Source organism: Arthrobacter sp. G119Y2 (assembly GCF_038069765.1).
GTDB lineage: Bacteria > Actinomycetota > Actinomycetes > Actinomycetales > Micrococcaceae > Arthrobacter_B.
On the sequence record NZ_JBBPFS010000005.1, the window covers coordinates 214136 to 234931 of the forward strand.

Annotated in this window: 18 protein-coding genes; 10 read left to right on the forward strand and 8 right to left on the reverse strand. The window is 67.5% G+C overall.

Annotation, left to right across the window (positions count from 1 at the left end; all coding sequences use genetic code 11):
• The first annotated feature begins 188 nt into the window (after nt 1-188).
• The 3 genes from WKB88_RS12770 to WKB88_RS12780 all read left to right on the forward strand — a co-directional run bounded on the left by WKB88_RS12770 (nt 189) and on the right by WKB88_RS12780 (nt 2737).
• Nucleotides 189-977, forward strand: coding sequence for a thioesterase family protein (locus WKB88_RS12770; protein ID WP_341394920.1), 789 nt, complete (start codon nt 189-191; stop codon nt 975-977).
• Between the two features lie 11 nt (nt 978-988).
• Nucleotides 989-1810, forward strand: a complete 822-nt coding sequence (locus WKB88_RS12775; protein WP_341394921.1) for a lipoate--protein ligase family protein — start codon at nt 989-991, stop codon at nt 1808-1810.
• A gap of 108 nt (nt 1811-1918) precedes the next feature.
• A complete protein-coding gene (locus tag WKB88_RS12780; RefSeq protein WP_341394922.1) occupies nt 1919-2737 on the forward strand; it encodes a pullulanase X25 domain-containing protein in 819 nt (272 codons plus the stop codon).
• 111 nt (nt 2738-2848) lie between these two features.
• Here the strand turns inward: WKB88_RS12780 and WKB88_RS12785 are convergent, their stop codons facing one another.
• From WKB88_RS12785 to WKB88_RS12810, 6 genes are all read right to left on the reverse strand, one after another.
• Nucleotides 2849-3652 (reverse strand): alpha/beta hydrolase, encoded by an 804-nt coding sequence (locus WKB88_RS12785; protein WP_341394923.1) that lies wholly within the window; start codon nt 3650-3652, stop codon nt 2849-2851.
• Nucleotides 3653-3745: 93 nt separating this feature from the next.
• On the reverse strand, nt 3746-5176 hold the full coding sequence (locus WKB88_RS12790; protein WP_341394924.1) for a lipase maturation factor family protein: 1431 nt from the start codon (nt 5174-5176) through the stop codon (nt 3746-3748).
• A gap of 94 nt (nt 5177-5270) precedes the next feature.
• Complete coding sequence (locus WKB88_RS12795) at nt 5271-6095, reverse strand: DUF427 domain-containing protein (RefSeq protein WP_341394925.1); 825 nt, start codon at nt 6093-6095, stop codon at nt 5271-5273.
• Nucleotides 6096-6266: 171 nt separating this feature from the next.
• On the reverse strand, nt 6267-6914 hold the full coding sequence (locus WKB88_RS12800; protein WP_341394926.1) for an MBL fold metallo-hydrolase: 648 nt from the start codon (nt 6912-6914) through the stop codon (nt 6267-6269).
• Nucleotides 6915-8000, reverse strand: coding sequence for an S-(hydroxymethyl)mycothiol dehydrogenase (locus WKB88_RS12805; protein ID WP_341394927.1), 1086 nt, complete (start codon nt 7998-8000; stop codon nt 6915-6917). It abuts the gene before it with no gap.
• A 133-nt stretch (nt 8001-8133) separates the two neighbouring features.
• The gene (locus tag WKB88_RS12810; RefSeq protein ID WP_341394928.1) at nt 8134-8406 is read right to left on the reverse strand and encodes a mycoredoxin; all 273 of its coding nucleotides are present in this window, start codon (nt 8404-8406) and stop codon (nt 8134-8136) included.
• 117 nt (nt 8407-8523) lie between these two features.
• Here WKB88_RS12810 and WKB88_RS12815 point away from each other — a divergent pair, with 117 nt between their 5' ends.
• Nucleotides 8524-9333, forward strand: a complete 810-nt coding sequence (locus WKB88_RS12815; RefSeq protein WP_341394929.1) for an SOS response-associated peptidase — start codon at nt 8524-8526, stop codon at nt 9331-9333.
• A gap of 12 nt (nt 9334-9345) precedes the next feature.
• Here the strand turns inward: WKB88_RS12815 and WKB88_RS12820 are convergent, their stop codons facing one another.
• Complete coding sequence (locus WKB88_RS12820; RefSeq protein ID WP_341394930.1) at nt 9346-9855, reverse strand: VOC family protein; 510 nt, start codon at nt 9853-9855, stop codon at nt 9346-9348.
• Between the two features lie 236 nt (nt 9856-10091).
• Between WKB88_RS12820 and WKB88_RS12825 the strand changes: the two genes are divergently transcribed.
• Nucleotides 10092-12419, forward strand: coding sequence for an MMPL family transporter (locus tag WKB88_RS12825; protein WP_341394931.1), 2328 nt, complete (start codon nt 10092-10094; stop codon nt 12417-12419).
• Nucleotides 12420-12446: 27 nt separating this feature from the next.
• Nucleotides 12447-12788, forward strand: coding sequence for a chorismate mutase (locus WKB88_RS12830; RefSeq protein ID WP_341394932.1), 342 nt, complete (start codon nt 12447-12449; stop codon nt 12786-12788).
• Between the two features lie 42 nt (nt 12789-12830).
• Here WKB88_RS12830 and WKB88_RS12835 read toward each other — a convergent pair whose 3' ends face one another.
• On the reverse strand, nt 12831-14144 hold the full coding sequence (locus WKB88_RS12835) for a CoA transferase (RefSeq protein ID WP_341394933.1): 1314 nt from the start codon (nt 14142-14144) through the stop codon (nt 12831-12833).
• A gap of 192 nt (nt 14145-14336) precedes the next feature.
• Here WKB88_RS12835 and WKB88_RS12840 point away from each other — a divergent pair, with 192 nt between their 5' ends.
• The 4 genes from WKB88_RS12840 (at nt 14337) to WKB88_RS12855 (ending at nt 20746) form a co-directional block, all read left to right on the forward strand.
• Nucleotides 14337-14903, forward strand: coding sequence for a DUF2087 domain-containing protein (locus tag WKB88_RS12840; RefSeq protein WP_341394934.1), 567 nt, complete (start codon nt 14337-14339; stop codon nt 14901-14903).
• A gap of 131 nt (nt 14904-15034) precedes the next feature.
• Nucleotides 15035-16774 carry an MDR family MFS transporter gene (locus WKB88_RS12845; protein ID WP_341394935.1) on the forward strand — a complete coding sequence of 580 codons (1740 nt, stop codon included), beginning with the start codon at nt 15035-15037 and terminating at the stop codon, nt 16772-16774.
• Nucleotides 16775-16958: 184 nt separating this feature from the next.
• Entirely contained in the window at nt 16959-17270 is a 312-nt protein-coding gene (locus WKB88_RS12850; RefSeq protein ID WP_341394936.1) for a DUF6504 family protein, read from the forward strand.
• An 8-nt stretch (nt 17271-17278) separates the two neighbouring features.
• On the forward strand, nt 17279-20746 hold the full coding sequence (locus WKB88_RS12855; protein ID WP_341394937.1) for a DNA polymerase III subunit alpha: 3468 nt from the start codon (nt 17279-17281) through the stop codon (nt 20744-20746).
• The last annotated feature ends 50 nt before the right edge of the window (nt 20747-20796 follow it).

A 20796-nucleotide genomic window follows, 5' to 3' on the forward strand; every position in this document is an offset into this window, starting at 1 on the left:
GTGCCGCCGGGCGGAGGCAAGCGGTGCAGGACTTATTCTGCGTGCTCAGGTGCGCTCCGGCTAGGGGCGCCCGGCGCCTGAGGATGCTCGCCGACGCCGGCGGGCGTCCCTTAAGCTGCCGCGCACAGGCTGCGGCGCACGGGCTGAGGTAGCCTGAACACACAAAACCTGAATCACAAGGAGGCTTCGTGCCCGAGTCGTACTACCGCGCCCTGGGCGAGGAAAGCTTTGAGTCCACTATCCACACCCAGGGTGCCTGGAATGACCACGAGCAGCACATGTCGCCGGTCTCGGGCCTGCTGGCCTACGCGCTGGAGAACTGCAGCCCGCGTGCCGATATGCGGCTGGCGCGGATTAGCTACGACATCCTTGGCGTCATTCCCCGCGGCACCTTCGATGTGCGGACGAAGATCCTCCGGCCGGGCCGCACCATTGAACTGCTCGAAGCCGAGTTGATCGCGGAAGGCCGGGCGGCAGTGCGGGCCACCGCCTGGCGGCTGGCCGTGGGGTCCACCGGAGAAGTCGCGGCCCTGGAGGACGCACGGATGCCGGGTCCGGAGGGCCTGGGCACCGCCTTCGATATGACGCAGTGGCCGGGCGACTTCATTAATTCCCTGGACTTCCGGGCGGTGGAGGGCCTGCGGCCGGGCCGCGGCCAAATTTGGGTGCGGACCCCGTACGAGATGGTGGAAGGCGCACCCTCCAGTGACCTCGTGCGGCTGGTGGGTCTGGTGGACACCGCCAACGGTGTTGCCGCACGGGTCCCCCCGGGAGGGGACAGCTACATGTTTCCCAATGTTGACCTGCAGATCCACCTCCACCGTTCACCCCGGGGCGAGTGGCTGGGGCTGGACACCCGGGTGACGTTCGGAACCGACGGCATCGGCCTGACATCCTCCGTGCTGCATGACCTTGAGGGGCCCTTTGGCCGCAGTGAACAGATCCTGACCGTGCGCCGTCTCGGCGGCCGGTCCTAAGGCTGCAGCCCGTGTCGCAGGAAGCACTCCCAGCCTCCGCCGCCCCCGGCCCGGCACCCCTCGCCGTCGTGCGCCAGGACCGCACCCTGGGTGCCGCCGGTGACCTGGATTTTGCCCTGTCCATGCTGGACGCCGCCCGCACTGGGACCCTTGGTCCCGTGCTTCGCCTCTACCGCCCCGAGCCCACCGTGGCGCTGGGCCAGCGGGACGCCCGGCTGCCCGGGTTCGACGCCGCGGCCGAGGCCTGCAGGCAGCAGGGCTTCGAACCGCTGATCCGCAAGGCAGGCGGACGCGCCGCCGCCTACCACCGCGGCTGCCTGGTCCTGGACCATGTGGAACCCGGCGGTGACGGAGTGGCGGGGTCCCGGGCGCGGTTCGGGGACTTCGGCGAGTTGTATGCCTCGGCGCTGCGGCGGGCCGGCATCAACGCTGCGGTGGGGGAAATCCCTGGTGAATACTGCCCGGGGGAATTCACCGTTCACGGCACCACGGATGCCGGCCGGAAGATCAAGTTGGTTGGAACAGCTCAGCGGGTGGTCTCCGGTGCCTGGCTTTTCTCCTCGGTGGTGGTGGTCCGGGACGCTGCACCGCTGCGCCGGGTTCTGACTGCCTGCTACTCCGCCCTGGGGCTGGAATGGGACCCCGGTACCGCCGGCGCCGCGGAGGACGCAGGGGGAGGTGCCGCCGCCGACAGCTCCCTGATGGACACCGTTGAAGCGGCACTGCTTGAGGCCTACGGTGCCCGGCGGCCGCTTGCCGCGGGAAGTTTCGACGCACTCACAGCGTCTCTGGGCGGCGGCACCACCGTGCAAAACGCCGCGCGGATCCAGTAATCTGTGCATCGATCAGTAAGCTTGCTTTAGGCCCTGCCTTGCTGCACGAAGACTCCGCTGCACCAGGATTTAGTCGTATTAAGAACACCGCCGGATAAAGGAAAACCATTGGCCAAAAACACCACCAAAAACACCGTCGAAAACACCGCGCTGCGGCTCAAGGCAGTCCTGGAGGTCCTGGCTGCGGAGGATCCGTCCGCGCAGCGCCGGATCAGCCGCGGCGAAGTCCTCGCCGCTGCCATTACCCGGGTGCCGCTGAAAGACCGCGAGTCCGAGCTGCTGGCCAGCGGTGCGGCCCGCGGGGAGCGGGCCCTCGCCAATGCCACCAGCAAGCTGGTCAAGGCCGGATGGATCACCAAAGAAGGCCGGGCGGGCTGGAGCATTACGGTTCACGGGCGTCAGGCCCTGAAGGATTTTCCGGAGACGGCTGACCTGCTGGCTGCCATGGACGGTACGGTTCCGGCGGCAGCGGACAGCCCCGGAACTGCTGCGGACACTTCCGAAGCGGCCGCCGAGGCCGTCGTTGAAGAGGCACTGCAGGCGGCCGTCGCGGAGCCGGAACTCCCGCAGGAACAGCACGGGGCGCATCAGGGCGCGGAACTGCCCGAACCGTCCTTTCCGCAGCCGGGCTCCGTTGTGGTGGCCGGAAACCTGGGCGTGTTGGGCGGGGCAGACTGGGACCCGGCCGGAAAGGACCTGCAGCTTACCTTCGACCGCAGCGACGAGTTGTGGAAGCTCACCGCGGATCTTCCCGCAGGCCACTACGAATACAAGGTGGCGCTGAACGGTTCCTGGGAGGAGAACTACGGCAGGGACGGGCACCGGGACGGAGCGAACCTGGACATGGTGCACGACGGCGGCCCGCTGACCTTCCTTTACGACCACGCGACACACCTGGTCATCACGAAGCCGGACGTCAGCGGGTAGGCCCCGCCGTTCCGGCAGTCCGGAGCCGGCACTCCGGGGCTAGCGGTCCGCTGCTTCCGGGGCCAGGCCGTGCCTGGCCAAAAACCCCAGCACGGTGTCGGCTGCAATTCGTCAGCCGTGGTCAATCACCAGTGAGTGGCCGCTGCCGGCAATCTCCAGGTATTCGGTCGGTGACGCCGAGGACCGGTACCGGCGCGCCGCTGCCCGGACCACGGATGCCGGAACAATCCGGTCTTCGCTGGCTCCTGCCAGGAGCAGCGGGCCCCGCTTCGCCGCTGTGTCCACCCGCAACGGGGAACGCGGGTTGACGTTGGCTTCGGCAACCTGGAACAGCGGCCGTCCCGGAGCGGGCATGACGCATGTGGCATGCAGGTCATTGGACTCGCCTTCGGAAACCGCATTAGCGAAGGTTCTATGGAAGCGCTGCGGAGACTGGCGGAGGACCCGGCGCCGGTTCAGCGGATTCCAGAGCACCGGCAGCGATGACCTCAGTTCGGTCGGAGACAGCCGCAGCACGCCCCGAAACCGGGCCGGAGCCAGGGCTGCGGCTCCGGCAGCAGCTCCGCGGGCGAGCAGCTGCTGGGCCAGCAGCCCGCCAAACGAGTGGCCCACAACGACAGGGGGCCGCTGCAGTTCGCTGATAAAGCTCTCGTAATGGGCCAGGGCTTCGCGCGCGCCCGTCCCGGCCATCGGCCCCGGGAATGCGTTGGCTGCCGGCAGTGCCTCGGGCTCACCCGGCCAGCCTGGCGCCACCGGGTCATATCCGTGGTCACGGAAGAGGTCCAGCCACGCATCCCAGCTGCCGGCGTGCAGCCACAGTCCGTGGATAAACACCACGGGTGTCCGGTCCCCGGGACGCACCGAATCCGAATCCGTGGAGGGATAGGGAATCCGCAGGGTCCCGACAGGGGTCATGGTCAGTGCTCCTCGCATCGGAAAGGACCCGGTATCCGCGCCGGCCGGATCTGCTGGCCAGTCTGCCATTGGAGGCTCTTGGCGCGGTAGATGTCATGACCCGATCAGGCGAACCGGATGTGTGAGGAACCCGGCGGGTTCCCGGATCCACCACACGCCGTCGGCACGGCGTTCCGCCGGAGTGGAAAACCGGTACCGGTACACCCGGGCCCGCACCCAGCGCGGCGGCGTGCCCTTGAAGGGATCATCGCGCAGCAGGGCAAGGGTCCGGCGGTCGCCGGTGAGCAGTTTTTGCAGCAGGACCTCAAACCAGGTGCTGCCGCCCGCGCCCAGGGCCAGGAACCACATCATCCAGTCCAGCCGCAGGTGGTACGGCGCGAACTGCCGCGGCATCCGCGCTGGATCACCGGGCTTGCCCCTGAACCCGTACTCCAGCCATTGAGCGTCGGGACCCGGATCATCCAGCGTTCCCTCGATCACCACCTCGTTCCGGGACCGGGTAATGCTGCCAAAGGCTCCGTAGGCATTGGACAGGTGCCAGCGGTTGAAGCTGGCATTCATCAGCTGGTTTCTGCTGAACAGGTTCCGCAGCGGCGCCCACGCCCAGTACAGCATCAGTGCAGTGACGGCCAGGACGACGACGGCGAACCACAGCGGGGTGGCCGGGGGCTCCGGCGAGGCAAAGGCGGCCCCGGGCAGCAGCGCCTGCACCAGGGAGTCCGGCACCGCGCTGAAGGCGATCAGGATGGTGAGCACATTCAACCAGGCAAAGTTGCCGGAGAGCACCAGCCAGCCCTGGGTGATGATGACCACCGCGGCGGCAATCCCGGCCACGGGCTGCGGAAAAAACAGGAAGAACGGCACCACCAGCTGGGCGACGTGGTTGCCCAGGACTTCCGCCTTGTGAAGCGGTTTGGGCAGGTGGTGGAAGTACCAGCTGGCGGGGTTGGGCATGGGCTGGGTTTCGTGGTGGTAGTACAGGGCGGTGAGGTCCCGCCACACCGGGTCCCCGCGCATCTTGATCAGCCCCGCCCCGAACTCCAGCCGGAAAACCAGCCAGCGGAAAAGGAACAGGACCGTGATCGGGGGCGCGACGTCGTTGGACCCCAGGAAGGCGGCGAGGAAGCCCGCCTCCAGCAGCAGGGATTCCCAGCCGAAACCGTAGAACGTCTGGCCGATGTTGACGATCGACAGATACAGGAACCAGATCAGCAAAAAAGCGGCCATCGGCAGCCAGGGCGGGCCGGACTGCGGCACGCAGGCCACCAGCAATGCCGCGACGGCGGCACCGGTCCAGGCCACGGCGAGCAGGAACCGGTCGGAGTAATGCCAGCGGAAGAGGGTGGGAATGCCCCGGCCCCGGATGCGGGCCAGGAACCGCGGTGCGGGCAGCAGCCCGTTTTCCCCCAGCAGCGCAGGAAACTGGTTGGCGGCGGAGATAAAGGCGAGCAGATACACGGCGGCAATGCCGCGCTGCAGCACCTGCCGCCCAAATTCATACCCCTCGGCGCTGAACCACTCCATGGGACATCAGACTAGCCAAAGCCGGTGGCGCGCGCTGCCCCCGCTGCAGGAACCTTCCGGTCAATGAACCGCTCGGTGTTGTCGAGGGATTGAACTAAAACCGGAACAGGGAATTGATCTCCTGTTTGGCGTCATCCACATAAACCTCGGTGCGCTCGTCGAAGAATGAAACCCGGTCCTTCAGCTGCGCCGAATCGGGCAGCACCGACTCGTAGGACCAGGCCAGGTCCGCTCCCGCCGGATGCCCGGACACGGACCAGTAGTTTGCCGTTCCCTTGTACGGGCATTCCGACCGGGTCAGGGAAGCACCAAGGGCATCCCAGTCCACGTCCTCCCGGGGAAAATACGTGCGGGGAGGGAGCATCGTTTCATAAACGAACAGCGGCTGGCGGGTCTCCGCCAGCAGCCGGCCGCCCAGATGCACCCGCACGGCCCGCGAGGACTGCCGCGCGTCGACCCGGTGGAAGGGATCCCGGGGGTGCCCCCGGATTTCCTCGTCCTCTTCCAGCCACCGGTCAAAGGCGTCGAAGTCCAGCACCACGTAGTCCGCCAGATCGGGATCATCGGGCCGGAAGCCGGCCCCCGGCAGCCCGTGCGACCCCGCCTGGAGGTCCAGGGGCTGCCCGGGCGCCGTGTGGGCCGTAAACGGATAACGCGGGTCCATCAGGGCATTCGGCGGTACGTGGGCCAGCGGATCTTCCGGGTACGGGCCGGCGTCGTGCGCCTTCAATTCGGCGCTGATGTCCCGCGCCGGCACCGCATAAACCGGTGTCACCCGCCGGGGCTCGTACACCAGGTACGCATGGTCGGAATCGACCACGGTGTTGTTCCCGAGCTGGGCGCGGATCCGGCGCGGCGTTGGTTCAAACCGCAGCTGGGGCAGCAATTCCCAGAAAGCAGGGCTGATCTGTTGGGCCATATGACCAGTGTCCGGCTGCTTCCGGCCGGATTCAAGGCTTTCGCGCCGGCGCTCTCCGCTGCCGGAAAGGGCTCATGCGCGCCGGAGAGCCGGCGCGCATGAGCAGATCCAACTATCGTGCCGGGCGAACCCGGCAAAGCAGCGCGGAAGGGGCGTTCCCGCCGGCGGGGTCTAGTGGCCCCGGGCGATCCATTCCTCCAGCTGCGGGGCTTCGGCGCCGATGGTGGTGGAGTCACCGTGCCCGGTGTAAACCCGGGTCTCCGACGGCAGGGTCAGCAGCCGTTCCCGGATGGACTTGATGATGGTCGGAAAATCGCTGTAGGAGCGGCCCGTGGCGCCCGGGCCGCCGGCGAACAGCGTGTCACCGCTGAAGAGAACCGGGGCGCCGTCGCCGGGCGCACCGGACGCCAGCAGGAAGCATACCGATCCGGGGGAGTGCCCCGGAGTATGCAGTGCCTGCAGGGTGATGCCGGCCACCTCAAAGATGTCTCCGTCCTCGATCTCGTCGTCGGGGCCGTCCTCCGGGAACACGGCGTCCCAGAGCATCCGGTCCGCCGGATGCAGGAATACCGGGGCGCTGAAGCGGTCCCGGGCCTCTCCGACCGCGCGGATGTGATCATCGTGTCCGTGCGTGAGCAGGATCCCCTGGACTTCGCGGTCTCCGACGGCGGCGGCCACGGCATCAATGTCGTGGGCCGGGTCGATGATGATGACCTGGGCGTCGTCGCCGACGATCCAGACGTTGTTGTCCACATCCCAGGTTTCGCCGTCGAGCGAGAACGTTCCGGAAGTGATGACGTTGTCGATGTGCACGCCCATTTAGAGCACCACCACGGAACGCAGGACTGAGCCGTCATGCATCTTCTTGAAGGCTTCTTCAATGTCGCCCAGGCCAATGCGCTCGGACACAAACGCATCCAGGTCCAGGCGTCCGAGCTTGTACTGTTCCACCAGCATGGGGAAGTCACGCGAGGGCAGGCAGTCGCCGTACCAGGAGGACTTCAGCGAACCGCCGCGGCCGAAAACGTCAGCCAGCGGAAGCTCGATCTTCATTTCCGGGTTGGGTACGCCCACCAGGACCACGCGGCCGGCGAGGTCGCGTGCGTAAAAAGCCTGCTTGTAGGTTTCGGGGCGCCCGACGGCGTCAATCACCACGTCTGCGCCGTTGCCGCCGGTGAGGGCGCGGATGGCTTCCACCGGATCCTCATCCTTGGAATTGATGACGTGGGTGGCGCCCTGGGCCTTGGCCAGTTCCAGCTTCTTGGAGTCGATGTCCACGGCAATGATGGTGGTGGCTCCGGCCAGCACAGCACCGGCGACGGCGGCAATGCCCACGCCGCCGCAGCCGATAACGGCCACGGACTCTCCGCGCTTGACTTCGCCGGTGTTAATGGCGGCACCGATGCCGGCCATGACGCCGCAGCCGAGCAGGCCAACAGCGGCGGCGTCGACGTCGTCGTCCACCTTGGTGCACTGGCCCGCGGCCACCAGCGTCTTCTCGGCAAAGGCGCCGATGCCCAGGGCGGCCGTCAGCTCGGTGCCGTCTTCCAGGGTCATCTTCTGCGTGGCGTTGTGCGTGTTGAAGCAGTACTGCGGCTCGCCCTTGCGGCAGGCCCGGCATTCGCCGCAGACGGCACGCCAGTTCAGGACCACCCGGTCGCCCGGGGCCACCTCGGTGACGTCGGGGCCAACGGCGGAGACCACGCCCGTGGCTTCGTGGCCGAGCAGGAACGGGTAATCGTCGTTGATTGCACCCTGCTTGTAATGCAGGTCGGTGTGGCAGACACCGCAGGTGAGGATGTCCACCAGGGCCTCTCCGGGACCGGGGTCCGGAACCAGAATGGTTTCGAGTGAAACGGGTGCGTCCTTTTCCTTGACGACTACTGCCTGAACCTTGTGAACCATGTGCGTGTGCTGCCTCTCGAATGTCCGGGCGGGACGCCGATGCCCGGCGCCCCGCGTTCCATCCTATGAAGCAGGATGGCCGTGCGCGAAGTTGACGTGTCCCGGGGAGGGTACCCCGGACGCCTGCTGCGGGCTAGAGGCCCAGACGGGACTTTACCTCGGCGGCGGACGGATTGGTGGCGGAGGAGCCGTCCGGGAAGATCACGGTGGGCACTGTCTGGTTTCCGCCGTTGATCTCGGCGACCAGTTCCGCAGTGCCGTCCACGTCTTCGATATTGACCTCGGTGTAGCCGATGCCGGCGGCGTCCAGCTGGGACTTCAAGCGGCGGCAGTAGCCGCACCACGTGGTGGAGAACATGGTGATGGAACCGGCGTCGGGGGTAAAGGCTTCTGTTGTGGCGGCCATGGAAGGCTCCTTATCGTTCTGGACTGCAGGGACTGTGCGGTACAACCACGGCCGGCACGGTTCAATTCCCCGGGTGCCTCCCAAGCGTCCGCGGTCGGAACAAGGCAGACTGGAACCATGTGCGGACGTTACGTAATGGCGAAGACGACGGCGGACCTGGTGGCGGAGGCCGAAGCGGAGGCCGACGCGAACCTCGAGCTGCGCCGGTCCTGGAACGTGGCGCCGACGTCGGACGTTCCGGTGGTGCTCGAACGCTTCGTCGGCGGATCTGCGCGGGCCGGCGCAGGCAGGCACACCGTGCGCCAGGTGCATACGGCGAGGTGGGGGCTGGTACCCGGCTGGGCAAAGGACGCCTCCGCCGGAGCGCGTGCCTTTAACGCGCGCAGTGAGACGGTCCTGGAGAAGCCGACATTCCGAGACGCCGTCGCCGCCCGCCGCTGCGCGGTTCCGGTGCAGGGCTACTACGAGTGGAAAACCGGGCCGGGCCGGGCCAAGCGGCCGTTTTATGTCAGCCGGGCCGACGGCGCACTGACCTTCTTTGCGGGCTTGTACGAGTGGTGGCGGGACCCGGCCAAAGCACCGGGGGATCCCGGAAGCTGGCTGCTGTCCACGACGATCCTGACCGCCGCCGCACCCGATCCCGCCGACACCCGCGGTGCCGGACAGCCGCCGGTGCTGGCGGAGCTGGGCGAGCTGCATGACCGGATGCCGGTACCGCTGGCCCCGGAGTCAATGGCGGACTGGCTGAATCCGTCAGCGCCGGACCCTGCAGCCCTGGTGCGCCGGGTTGTCGACGAAGCCTACCGTGCCGCGTCTTGCTGGACCCTGGCCGAAGTGGGGCCGGCAGTGGGCAGCGTCCGCAACGACGGACCGCAGCTGCTGGCTGCAGCGGGCCCGGAAACAGTTGCCGAACCCGCACTTTTCTAGCGGACCGGCTTTTTAGCGGGATTGGCTCTCTGCTTCGGGCCTGGCTGATTCGGGCCTGCCTGCTTCGGGTTCCGGCCCGTCGCCGACGGACTCAATCACTTCAATGGCGACGTTGCCGTGTTCATCAATGCGCAGGCCGGGGTTGTAGCAAACTTCCCAGCGGTAGCCGTCGGGATCGGTGAAGTAGCCGGAATAGCCGCCCCAGCTCATCTGCGTGCCGGGTGCCGAGATGGATCCTCCGGCCGCGGCGGCCTCGGCCAGGACTTCCTCCACCTCCGCGGGCGATCCCACGTTGTGTCCCAGGGTCACCGGAGCTGCCTGTGCTTCGCCCATGGGCCCGGCTTCGGCGGCCAGATGGTCGCGCCGGAAGAAGGCCAGCAGCAACCCCGGGCCCACCTGGTAAAAAATGACTTCTTCGGGCACGTACTGTGCCGCTTTCCAGCCCAGCCGGGAGGAATAGAACGCGTAGGTTACTTCGAGATCCCGCACGCCGACGGTCATCACGGAAAGGGAAGGCTTCACCCTCCTGATCCTGCCACTGACGGAGCTAAAAGCTCTTGTTTTACGCAAGTGATCCGCACGTCGTGCTTCCCGGCAGCGGCCGGACGGTTGACGCGGCTGAACGGGGCGGGCTGTCATGGACGTATCACCGGGCACGATTCCTGCCGCACACGCGGCCGGTTCCCGCAGAGCCCGATGCCAGAGACCGCGGCGCTCTGCGCTGCGGCCAGGCTTCAAGGCGAGAGGCCCAGCTGCCCATGAACGATTCGGATTCGACACCCCGCCCTCCCGCCGGCAGCCACCGGGGACCCCGGCGGACCGGTGCTTCCGGCGGGCAGCAGGAACGCGGGGGCAGCGCTAAGCGCACCGGATGGGCACGAATCCTGATTCCGGTGGTGCTGGTTGTGCTCTGGCTCGGCGTCGGCGGTATCGGCGGCCCCTACTTCGGCAAAATCAGCGAAGTGGCCGACAACGACCAGACGTCCTACCTGCCGTCCAGTTCCGCCTCCACCCAGGTGGCCAACCTGCAGGAAAAATTTACTGACAGCAATGCCATTCCCGCGGTGATTGTCTACGTGAACGACGGCGGGCTCACCCAGCAGGACCGAAGCTTCATCGACGGCCGCGTCTCGGCGCTCTCGGACGTCGCCGGCGTCGCCGGCGGGATTTCACCCCCGCAGACCTCCTCCGACGGCAAAGCGGCAGAGATTTTCGTTCCGGTCAGGGACGACGACGGCGCGTCAGCCACCGTGGACAGCCTCCGTACCGTCAGTGTGGAGGGACTGCCGCCCGGGCTCTCGGGATACGTCACGGGGCCGGCCGGACAGCTTGCGGATATCAGTGAGGCCTTTGGCGGCATCGACACGTCGCTGCTGCTGGTGGCGGCGCTGGCGGTTTTTGTGATCCTGGTGGTTGTCTACCGGTCCCCGCTGCTGCCGATCCTGGTGCTGCTGACCTCGATCCTGGCGCTTTCCGCTGCAATCCTGGTGGTTTTCTTCCTCGCCAGGGCGGGCACCCTCACCCTTAACGGGCAGGTGCAGGGCATCCTGTTCATTCTCGGGATCGGCGCGGCCACCGATTATTCGCTGTTGTACGTCTCCCGCTACCGGGAATCGCTGCGGGACCACGAGGGCAGGTGGGATGCCACCCGGGCAGCTCTGAAAGGCACCTTCGAACCCGTGCTTGCCTCGGCCGCAACCGTGACCGCCGGTTTGCTGTGCCTGCTGCTCAGCGACCTGAACTCCAACAAGGCGCTGGGCCCGGTGGCGGCCATCGGCATCGGCTTTGCCTTCCTGGCAGCGATGACCCTGCTGCCGGCGCTCCTGCTGCTCACCGGACGTGCCGCGTTCTGGCCCCGGCGCCCGCAGTTCGGGTCTCCCCACCCGGACCGCGACGGCAATTCACCCAAGGGCATCTGGCCGCGGGTGGCGCGGACCATCAAGGCCCATCCGCGGCGGGTATGGGTCATCCCCTCGGTGATCCTGCTGGCGGCAGCGGCGGGAATGCTGCAGCTGCGCGCTTCCGGCGTGCCGCAGAGCGACTTTGTCCTGGGCGAGACGTCCACGAAGGAGGGGCAGCAGGTCCTGGGGGAGCACTTTCCCTCCGGATCAGGCAGCCCGGCGCTGATTGTGGCTCCGGAAGGCGAGCTTGACGACGTCGCGCGCGCCGTCCTGAACGTCTCCGGCGTTCAGTCGCTGGCAGTGGACGCCACGGGAACCCCCGCAGGCACCCTGCCGGTCACGGCCGGGGGCGTCCAGTCCCCGCCCATACCGGGAAGTTCCTCGGCCGCGCCGAAGGTGGTGGAGGGAAAAGTCCTGCTGGAGGCCACGCTGAATGAATCAGCGGAGTCGGACGCCGCTGAACGGACAGTGCAGACCATGCGCGATGACGTGTCCGGCATCGACGGCGTGCTGATTGGAGGAGTCACGGCCACCACCATTGATACCAACGCCGCAGCCGTCCACGACCGGGACCTGATCATCCCCGTGGTGCTGGCAGTAATCCTGTTGCTGCTGATGCTCCTGCTCCGGTCGGTTCTGGCGCCGGTGCTGCTGATCCTGACCGTGCTGCTGTCCTTCGGCGCCACCCTTGGAGTCTCGGCCCTGATGTTCAACCACGTCTTCGACTTTCCCGGGGCGGATCCGGCTGTGCCGCTGTACGGATTCATCTTCCTGGTGGCCCTGGGCGTGGACTACAACATCTTCCTCATGACCCGCGTGCGCGAGGAGAGCCTGGTGCACGGCACCCATGAGGGAGTTATCCGGGGGCTGATGATCACCGGCAGTGTTATTACCAGCGCCGGAATTGTCCTGGCTGCCACCTTCGCGGCACTGGGGGTGATTCCGGTGCTGTTCCTGGCGCAGCTGGCGTTCATCGTGGCCTTCGGCGTCCTGCTGGATACCCTCGTGGTGCGCTCACTGCTGGTTCCGGCCCTCTCCTATGACATTGGCCGCAGGATCTGGTGGCCTTCAAAACTGTCCCGGCCGCAGCCGGGACAGCACCGGCCGGGTGCGCCGGCTCATGCCGGTGCGGGCTTCACCGCTCGGGACGGCGGGGGAGGCGGCGGGCGCAGCGAGCGGGGCTGACAGCGCCGCGGACGCTAGTCTAGTGGCATGGAAACCCATGATCACCAACGATCCACGACCTGTCAGCTCGATGACGTACGCACCGCCATAGACGAGATTGACGAGGAAATTGTGGCGCTGATCTGGCGTCGTGAGCGCCTGGTGCGCCTGGCCGGGCCGCTGAAGGACAACGATGCCCAGGTCAAGGCTCCGGAGCGGGTGGAAGAGGTCCTGGAGCACGTCCGCACTGCCGCCGAAGCGCAGGACGGGGACCCCACGGTAGTGGAGGCTACGTACCGCGCCATGATCGACGCCTTCATCGAGTACGAGCTCAAGGTACGGCACGACGCCGAAACGCAGGCCAAGCTGGACGCCTTCGCCCGCAGTTAGCCGTACCGGGAGCATTCCGTACCGGGACAGCTGCCGCGCCGGTCACCACTCGGCGGCGGCTGAACCCAGGGGGCCCGCGGGAATGTCCCAGTACAGGCGCGGCTGCGGACCCGTGCCTTCGAACCGCACGGGAGGTGCCAGGCGCAGCCCGGGACCCCAGAACGTCTCTTCCACTGTCCGGGCAAATTGTGTCCTGCCCGGCGCTGTCCTGCCCGGGTCTGTCCTGCCCGGGGCCGCGCCCTGCAGCTCAGCGGCCACGCGTGCCAGCGAGAGCCGGGCCGAGGACACCCTTCCGTCGAGCCGCTGCTGCCAGCCCCGCAGGGCAGCCGCAGCCGTGAGGTATCCGGTTGCATGGTCCAGGGCCTGCACCGGCAGCGGCCGGGGAATGTCAGCTCCGAAATGCGCCATGCCGGCATGGGCGATCCCGGTGCTCATCTGCACGAGGGAATCGAACCCGCGCCTGCCCGCCCAGGGCCCGGACCACCCGTAGGCATTGAGTGAAACCTCCACGAGGCCCGGACGGATCTGCTGCAGCACGGGAGAATCAAGCCCCAACCCGGCGAGCGCCCCGGCCCGGTAGCCGGAAACGAGGATGTCGGCGCCGGCGATCAGTTCCCGGATGCGCTGCGCACCGGACGCCGACTTCAGGTCCAGCCTGGCGCAGCGCTTGCCCGGAGTCAGCTCCGCCTCCGCCGCGGGTTCAGCCCAGCCGGGCGGGTCAATGCGCAGGACTGCGGCCCCCAGCCCGGCCAAAAACCGAGTGGCCACCGGTCCGGCGATAATCCGGGTCAGATCCAGCACCCGGACTCCGGCCAGCGGGCGCTCCGGCGGGGACCGCGGGCTCAGCGGAGGCGCCGAGACCGGATTGGTCCAGCCGATCAGGGGCTCTTTCCCCACTGCCGCTCCCGCGGGGTGCTCCGCCCATTCTTCGGGACTCCGCATCCGCGCCGCACATCCTCCGGCGGAGATGACGGCCGTCTCCAATGCCTGGCCCTCCCAACGGGCGACGGCGGCCGCCACGGTCCCGCGGCTAGGCACAGTCCCGCGGTTGGGCGCCATATCTGCCGGAAGCCCGAGAACAGCCAGGGCCGCACGCCGGTGATGCGGCGCGTTGGTGTGCAGGCGGATCCAGCCGTCGGCGCACGGGTAGTCTCCGGCCAGCGCATCCCAGGGCGGCGGGACGGTCCATCCCTGCGGGGTGAAAGACTCCGCGAACCAGGCCAGGGACAGGTCCTGGTCAACCACCGACGCCGTGCTTCCGCCCAGCCGGCGGGACAGGTCGGCGGCGGCTCCGCCTGCCTGCTCCACCGCCCACCCGGCAAAGGCGCGCACGGGGAAGGCGGACTCGATGCTCATATTCGGCTCCTTTCTGCGTGCCACCGGGGCACCGGTGGGGTACGGTACTCACACGCTAAGGGGCTGCTGTCCCTGCGGACAACAACGGGAACAGGAACGGGAAGACGGTCCGGGGCGGACTTCGCACAGCAGTGGCCGCTGCCGGACCCGGAGTGCGGGGCAGACAGGTGCGGGGGAGAGCAAGGTATGCAAATGGAGCAGGAACAGCCGGTGCCGCAGGAACAGTGGCGGGCCGTTGCTGCGGCGCTCGCCGACGAACGCAGGCTGCGGCTGTACGCCCGGGTGATCACCGCCGCCGAGCGCGGCACTCCGCTGGACGGGCAGGATTTGGAGCCCAAGGAACGCAAATCGCTGGCGGCCCTGCAGAAGGCCGGGCTGGTCTCCTCCGGGGCCTGCGACGTGCAGCCGGTGGGCGGCGTGTTTGCCAGGCTGCTGGCGAGCGGCAAGGAGCCGCCGGAGACTTCGGCGGGGAGGTTCCTTGTGAAGGGAAAAATCTCGGCCTATCCGCGGCGGCAGGCGGACCGGCTGGAGCTTCTCCACTTCATTGCCGGGCACGTCTTTGAGTCCGTCCCCGCACCGCCCGGAGAGCTGCCCGTACTCAACGAACGCGCCATCACCGAGCGGCTTGCAGAATATTCCGATGACCCCGCCGCCATCCGCCGCTATCTGGTGGATGAAGGCATCGTCTCCCGCAACCCTGAGGGTTCGCGCTACTGGCTGTCCGCTCCGCGGCCGGCGGACGGGTGGGAATTCGCCTAGTAGGCGGACTGCAGTCGGAGCAGGGGCACAACCGTTGACTCCCTTGCCGGAGCGGGCGTCTGATGGAAGGAGCCGCGGGGACTGCGCCGGCTTCGGAGCGCAGCAGGCGACGGCTTCACAGGGAGGCGTTCATGGCCGCCAAGTTCACCGCCCACGGCGCAGAAGCCACCCATCCCGGTGCCCGTGCAGCAACGGATCTGGGATCACCGGCGTCGTCGTACCGGCTCAGTGCACCGCCGGCCGTCCTCCATCCGCAGGCCGGGCCGATACACCCGGAAACCCCGGTGGACCCTTCCCCGGCTTCCGGCACCGGCGGGCATCCTCCGGCCAGGCACAGCCAAGAAGCCCCGTCACCGCATTCCCGGCGTCAAATGGCGCTGGTTTTCACCGGGCTGATCCTGGCCGTCCTGATTTCGTCGCTGGACCAGACCATCGTGGCAACGGCTTTGCCCACGATCGTGGGGGACCTGCAGGGGCTTGACCACCTGTCCTGGGTCATCACCGCCTACCTGCTGACGTCCACAATCGGTCTGCCGATCTACGGCAAGCTGGGGGACCTGCTGGGACGCAAGAATATCTTCGTCTTTGCCATAGCCGTGTTCCTGGCCGGATCCGCGCTGTCCGGACAGGCCCACAGCATGGCGGAGCTGATCGGTTACCGTGCGCTGCAGGGCGTGGGCGGCGGCGGGCTGATCATCGGTGCCCAGGCCATCATCGGAGACGTGGTATCCGCCCGTGACCGCGGGAGGTACATGGGGCTGATCGGTGCCGCGTTTGGAGTGGCGTCAGTCAGCGGCCCGCTGATCGGCGGCTACCTGACCGAATACTGGTCGTGGCGGTGGGTGTTCTACATCAACCTTCCCCTGGGAGCGGTGGCACTGGCGGTTATCATCACATCGCTGCACCTTCCCGCGCGCACCGGACCGCGGCCCAAACTGGACTATTCCGGCGCGGCCCTTTTGGCCGTGACCAGCGCGGCCCTGGTCATGCTGACCAGCTGGGGCGGAACCACCTATGCCTGGACGTCCCCGACCATTCTGGGACTGGGGGCGCTGGCCGCCGTCGGGGTGGCTGCGTTCATCCCGGTGGAACTGCGGGCCGCCGAGCCGATCCTGCCGCTGCGGCTGTTCGGCAACCGCAACTTCCTGGTCTGCACCCTGGTGGGCCTGTCCGTGGGGCTGGCGATGTTCGGCAGCATTTCCTACCTGCCCACCTTCCTGCAAATGGTCAACGGCGCTTCGGCCACTATGTCAGGGCTGATGATGCTGCCCATGACGGCGGGCCTGCTGATTACGTCCATCGGCACGGGGCAGCTGATTTCCCGGACCGGAAAGTACAAGATCTATCCCGTCCTGGGTGCGGCCGTCATGATCGTTGGGCTGCTGCTGCTCTCCCGGATCTCCAACACCACGCCGTACTGGTTCACCGCCGCGGGCATGTTTGTGCTGGGGCTGGGCATCGGTGCGCTGATGCAGAACCTGGTGCTGATTGTGCAGAACAGTGTTCCGGGCCGGGACATGGGCGCCGGTGTTTCCTCCGCGAACTATTTCCGCCAGATGGGCGGCTCGCTGGGAATCGCTGTGTTCGGATCGGTCTTCATCAGGCGGCTCAATGACCAGGTGGCCGAGGACGCCCCGGTGCAGGCCGCCGGGGTACTCCGCAACGGGGTGAACTCCATCAGCCCTGCGGAACTGAAGACGCTGCCGGAGCCGGTGCGGGAGTTTATTGCCCGGGCCTTCGGCGAGGCCCTGCCTCCGATTTTCCTGCTGGGCATTCCGGCCCTGGGCGCGGGCTTGGTCCTGGCCCTTTTCATCAAGCAGATTCCGCTCTCCGAGACTGCGCGGGTGCAGCCGGGGACGGCGGCGAAATGAACCGGCGGCGTTTGTCAGGAGGGCACCGTACACTGGTGTTATTCGAACATGTGTTCGAAGATGGTGATCTGGTAATTGATCCGGACAGGTGGTGTCCGGAGTCTGCAATCCGCTGCGGTGCAGCGGGCTGATCATGGATGCAGGCTCAACTCTGCAGTCCGCATCGGCGGGAGAGGGAACTGAAGTGGGTGTCTTCAGTGAAGCAGTAGAGGTGGTGTGTTCTCCGGGCGGACAGCCGCTGCGGTTGTCCTGGAAGGGGCGCACGTACAAGGTGGCCGCTGATCCGGTGCGCTGGTATGAACGCCGGAACTGGTGGGACGAAGAACCGCGGGCCGAGCGCGGACACGGCGCGGGGCTGGTGGATTCGGAGATCTGGCGCATCCAGGCCCGGCTGAACTCCAGCTCGCCGCTGCGGACCCTGGACATCTCCCATGACATCTCCACCGGCCGCTGGCGCCTGATCCGCATCCATGACGCCTTGCGGGAAAGTGCCTAAGCCATCCCATGAGCTTTACCCATCTGCACACCGCCAGCGCCTTCAGCGCCCATTACGGAGTGTCCTGGCCGCAGGACCTCGCCGCGGCCGCCGCCGCCGACGGCGCCGACGCCCTGGCCTGCACCGACCGGGACGGGCTGTACGGAACCGTCAAGCATCTGCGGGCCTGCATGGACGCCGGAATCGATCCCGTTGTGGGAGTGGACCTGGCGGTGCTCGGCGAGCCGGACAGAGACGGCAGCCCCGCCGTGACCGGGCGGGTGGTGGTCCTGGCCCACGGACACCGCGGCGGTGCGGGGTACCGAGCGTTGTGCCGGCTGATTTCCGACGCTCACGCGGGCACATCCGCATCAGCGGCACGCAGGGGCAGCAAGCCGGTCGGTGTCACGCTGCAGCAGCTGGCCGCCCGCGCGGCGGGGGACGGCGCGGGGGACAGCGGGGGACCCGGCCCGGTCCTGACCGTGCTGGTAGGCCCCTATTCCGACGTCGGAATCGCCATGCGCAGCCGCAGCTACGCCGTCGCCCGCACGCTCTTCTCCCGCTGGCAGGAGGTGCTGCCCCGCACGGCGCTCGCCGTGGAGGTGGTAACCCACCTCAGCGCGCCGGGAGGAAACCTCAGCCTCGCCCATGCTGTCCGCATGTTCCGGCTGGCCGATGAAATGCGGCTGCCGGCCATCCTGACCAACGCCGTTCGCTATGTCGATGCCGACGGCGCCGCCACCGCCGATGTCCTTGACGCCGCCCGCGCGCTGACGTCCATGGCCCGGCTCGGGGACCTGCAGCCCAACGGGCAGGGCTGGCTGAAAAGCGCGGATCAGATGAAGGCGCTGGCCCGGGAAATCAGCGCCGAGGCCGGTTACGGGGGTGCAGGGGCGGCGCGTCTGCTCCGCGACACCGAGGCGCTCGCCGATACCTGCCGGATGGATCCGCAGGCGGACATGGGATGGAAGCAGCCGGTGGTCCCGGAAGCCTCGGTCATCGGCATCACCAGCGCCCCCATGGCCGAGCTGGTGCGCCGCTGCGAAGCGGGAATCGGGCGCAGGTTTCCGTCCCGGGAGCTCGGCGGCTCCGCGGAAGCGCGGATGCGGACCCGGCTGGCCCATGAGCTGGGCATCATCGAGCGACTTGGCTTTGCCTCCTATTTCCTGACCGTCGCAGAGGTTTCCTCGATGATCACCGGCATGGGGGTGCGCGCCGCGGCCCGGGGATCCGGAGCCTCCTCGCTGGTGAATTATCTGCTGGGAGTCAGCCACGTCAATCCGCTGGCCCATGACCTGATCTTCGAGCGTTTCCTCTCGCAGGACCGCTCAACACTGCCGGACATCGACATTGACGTCGAAAGCGCGCAGCGGCACAAGGTTTACCACCGCATCTTCGAACGCTTCGGCGCTGAACGGGTGACGCTGATGAGCATGCAGAACGGCTACCGTGCCCGCGGTGCGGTGCGCGACGCCGGCATGGCGCTGGGTCTGGCCGAGGAGGACATCGGGGCAGTGGCCAAACAGCTGTGGCGCTTTTCGGCCCGGAAATTCCGGGAGGCGCTCGCGGAAAAGCCCGAGCTGCGGGAGGTGGCCGAACGGGTGGAAGGCAACCGGCAGCTGGATTTGCTGGTGGACCTGACCGAACGCCTGGACCGGCTGCCCCGGCACATTTCGATGCATCCGTGCGGAGTGATCCTGGGAGACGCCTCCCTGCTGGACCGCACTCCGGTGCAGCCATCCGGCCTGGGCCTGCCCATGTCCCAGTTCGACAAACACGATATGGACCCCATGGGCATGCTCAAGCTCGATGTGCTGGGCGTGCGGATGCAAAGTGCCATGGCCTACGCCCTGCAGGAGGTCCGGCGGCTGCATCCGTCCAAGGCGGACACCGTTGCCGCCGGCGCCCATCCGCCCGGACCCGACGGACTGGGCCCGGACTATGTGCACGAGGACGGCTCCATAAACCTCGACGCCGTGCCGCTGGACGACAAACCCACCTATGACCTGATCTGCAGCACGCACACGCTGGGCTGTTTCCAGATTGAGTCCCCGGGTCAGCGGGAACTGATCGGCAAGCTCGCCCCGCGCGAGTTTAATGACCTGATCATCGACATCTCCCTGTTCCGCCCGGGACCGATGAAATCCGACATGGTCCGTCCGTTCCTGGAGCACCGGCACGGCTTCTCGCCGGAGGTGTATCCGCACGAAGCCCTGCGCCCGGTCCTGGCGGAAACGCACGGGGTGACGGTGTTCCATGAGCAGGTGCTGCGTACCTTCGACGTGTTTACCGGCTGCGGCCTGGCCAAAGCGGATGAACTGCGCCGGCTGCTGGGAAATGAAGACGCCGAAGGATCCGTGGAGGACTACTTCCGGACCGAAGCAGGTAAGCGCGGGTATTCGGCGGAGGTCATCGACAAGGTCTGGGACACGCTGAAGGCCTTTGGCAGCTTTGGTTTCTGCAAGGCGCACGGAGCCGCTTTTGCCGTTCCCACCTACCAGTCCGCCTGGCTGAAGGCCCATCACCCCGAGGCATTCCTGGCCGGCATCTTCGAACACGATCCGGGCATGTATCCGCGCCGGCTGCTGGTGGCCGAGGCCCGGCGGATGGGTATCCCCATCCTGCCGCTGGACATCAACCGCAGCGGTGAACAGTACCGGGTGGAGCGGGTGCCGGCGGTCCCGGCGTCGCCCGGGCATCCGGCCCGGCCGGAAAAACTGGGAATCCGGCTGAGCCTTGCCGGAATTTACGGGCTGTCCGCAGCGGAACTGCGGCGCATCACCGCCGGCCAACCCTATGATTCACTGGCTGACCTGCGGGCCCGCGCCCGGGTTGGACGCAGAACCCTGATCCGCCTGGCCTCCCTGGGAGCCTTTGATTCCCTCGCCAGGGACACCGGCTCGGCAGCCTCCCGCGCGGATTTGCTGCACCATCTGGATACGTCACCGCCCCGTCCTGCCGGGCGGAAGTACGACCCCATCCCCGGCCAGCTGGCACTGCCGCTGGGGGACACCGAACTGGAGAACCTGCAGCCGGACCTGCCCGAACCCACGCTGCGCGAGAAGGTGCGCACCGAACTGGACCTCCTGTCAGTGGACGTCAGCGCCCACCTGATCGACAGCTACGGCCCGCTGCTCACGGACCTTGGGGTGACCAAGGCCCGGGAGCTGATGGATCTGCGCAACGGATCCGAGGTGCTGGTGGCCGGCATCAGGGTGGCCACCCAAACACCGCCGATGCGCGGCGGGCGGCGGGTGGTGTTCATCAGCCTTGACGACGGCACCGGCTGCGTGGACTGCACCTTCTTCACCGAAGCCCAGGAAAAGACCGGCCCGCTGCTCTTCGGCACCCAGCTGATGCTCGTCCGCGGCCTGACCCGCCGCACCGGACCGCGCGGCATCAGCATGCAGGCGCTGGAGGCATGGGACCTTAACGACACGGCCTCCCTGCCCCGCCTCCAGCGCGGCAGGTTGGTGGGGCCCAACTCCAGCGGATAACATCGAAGGGGCGCAGAAGGAGCCGGTCACGTCCTGACCGGTCCAGGACG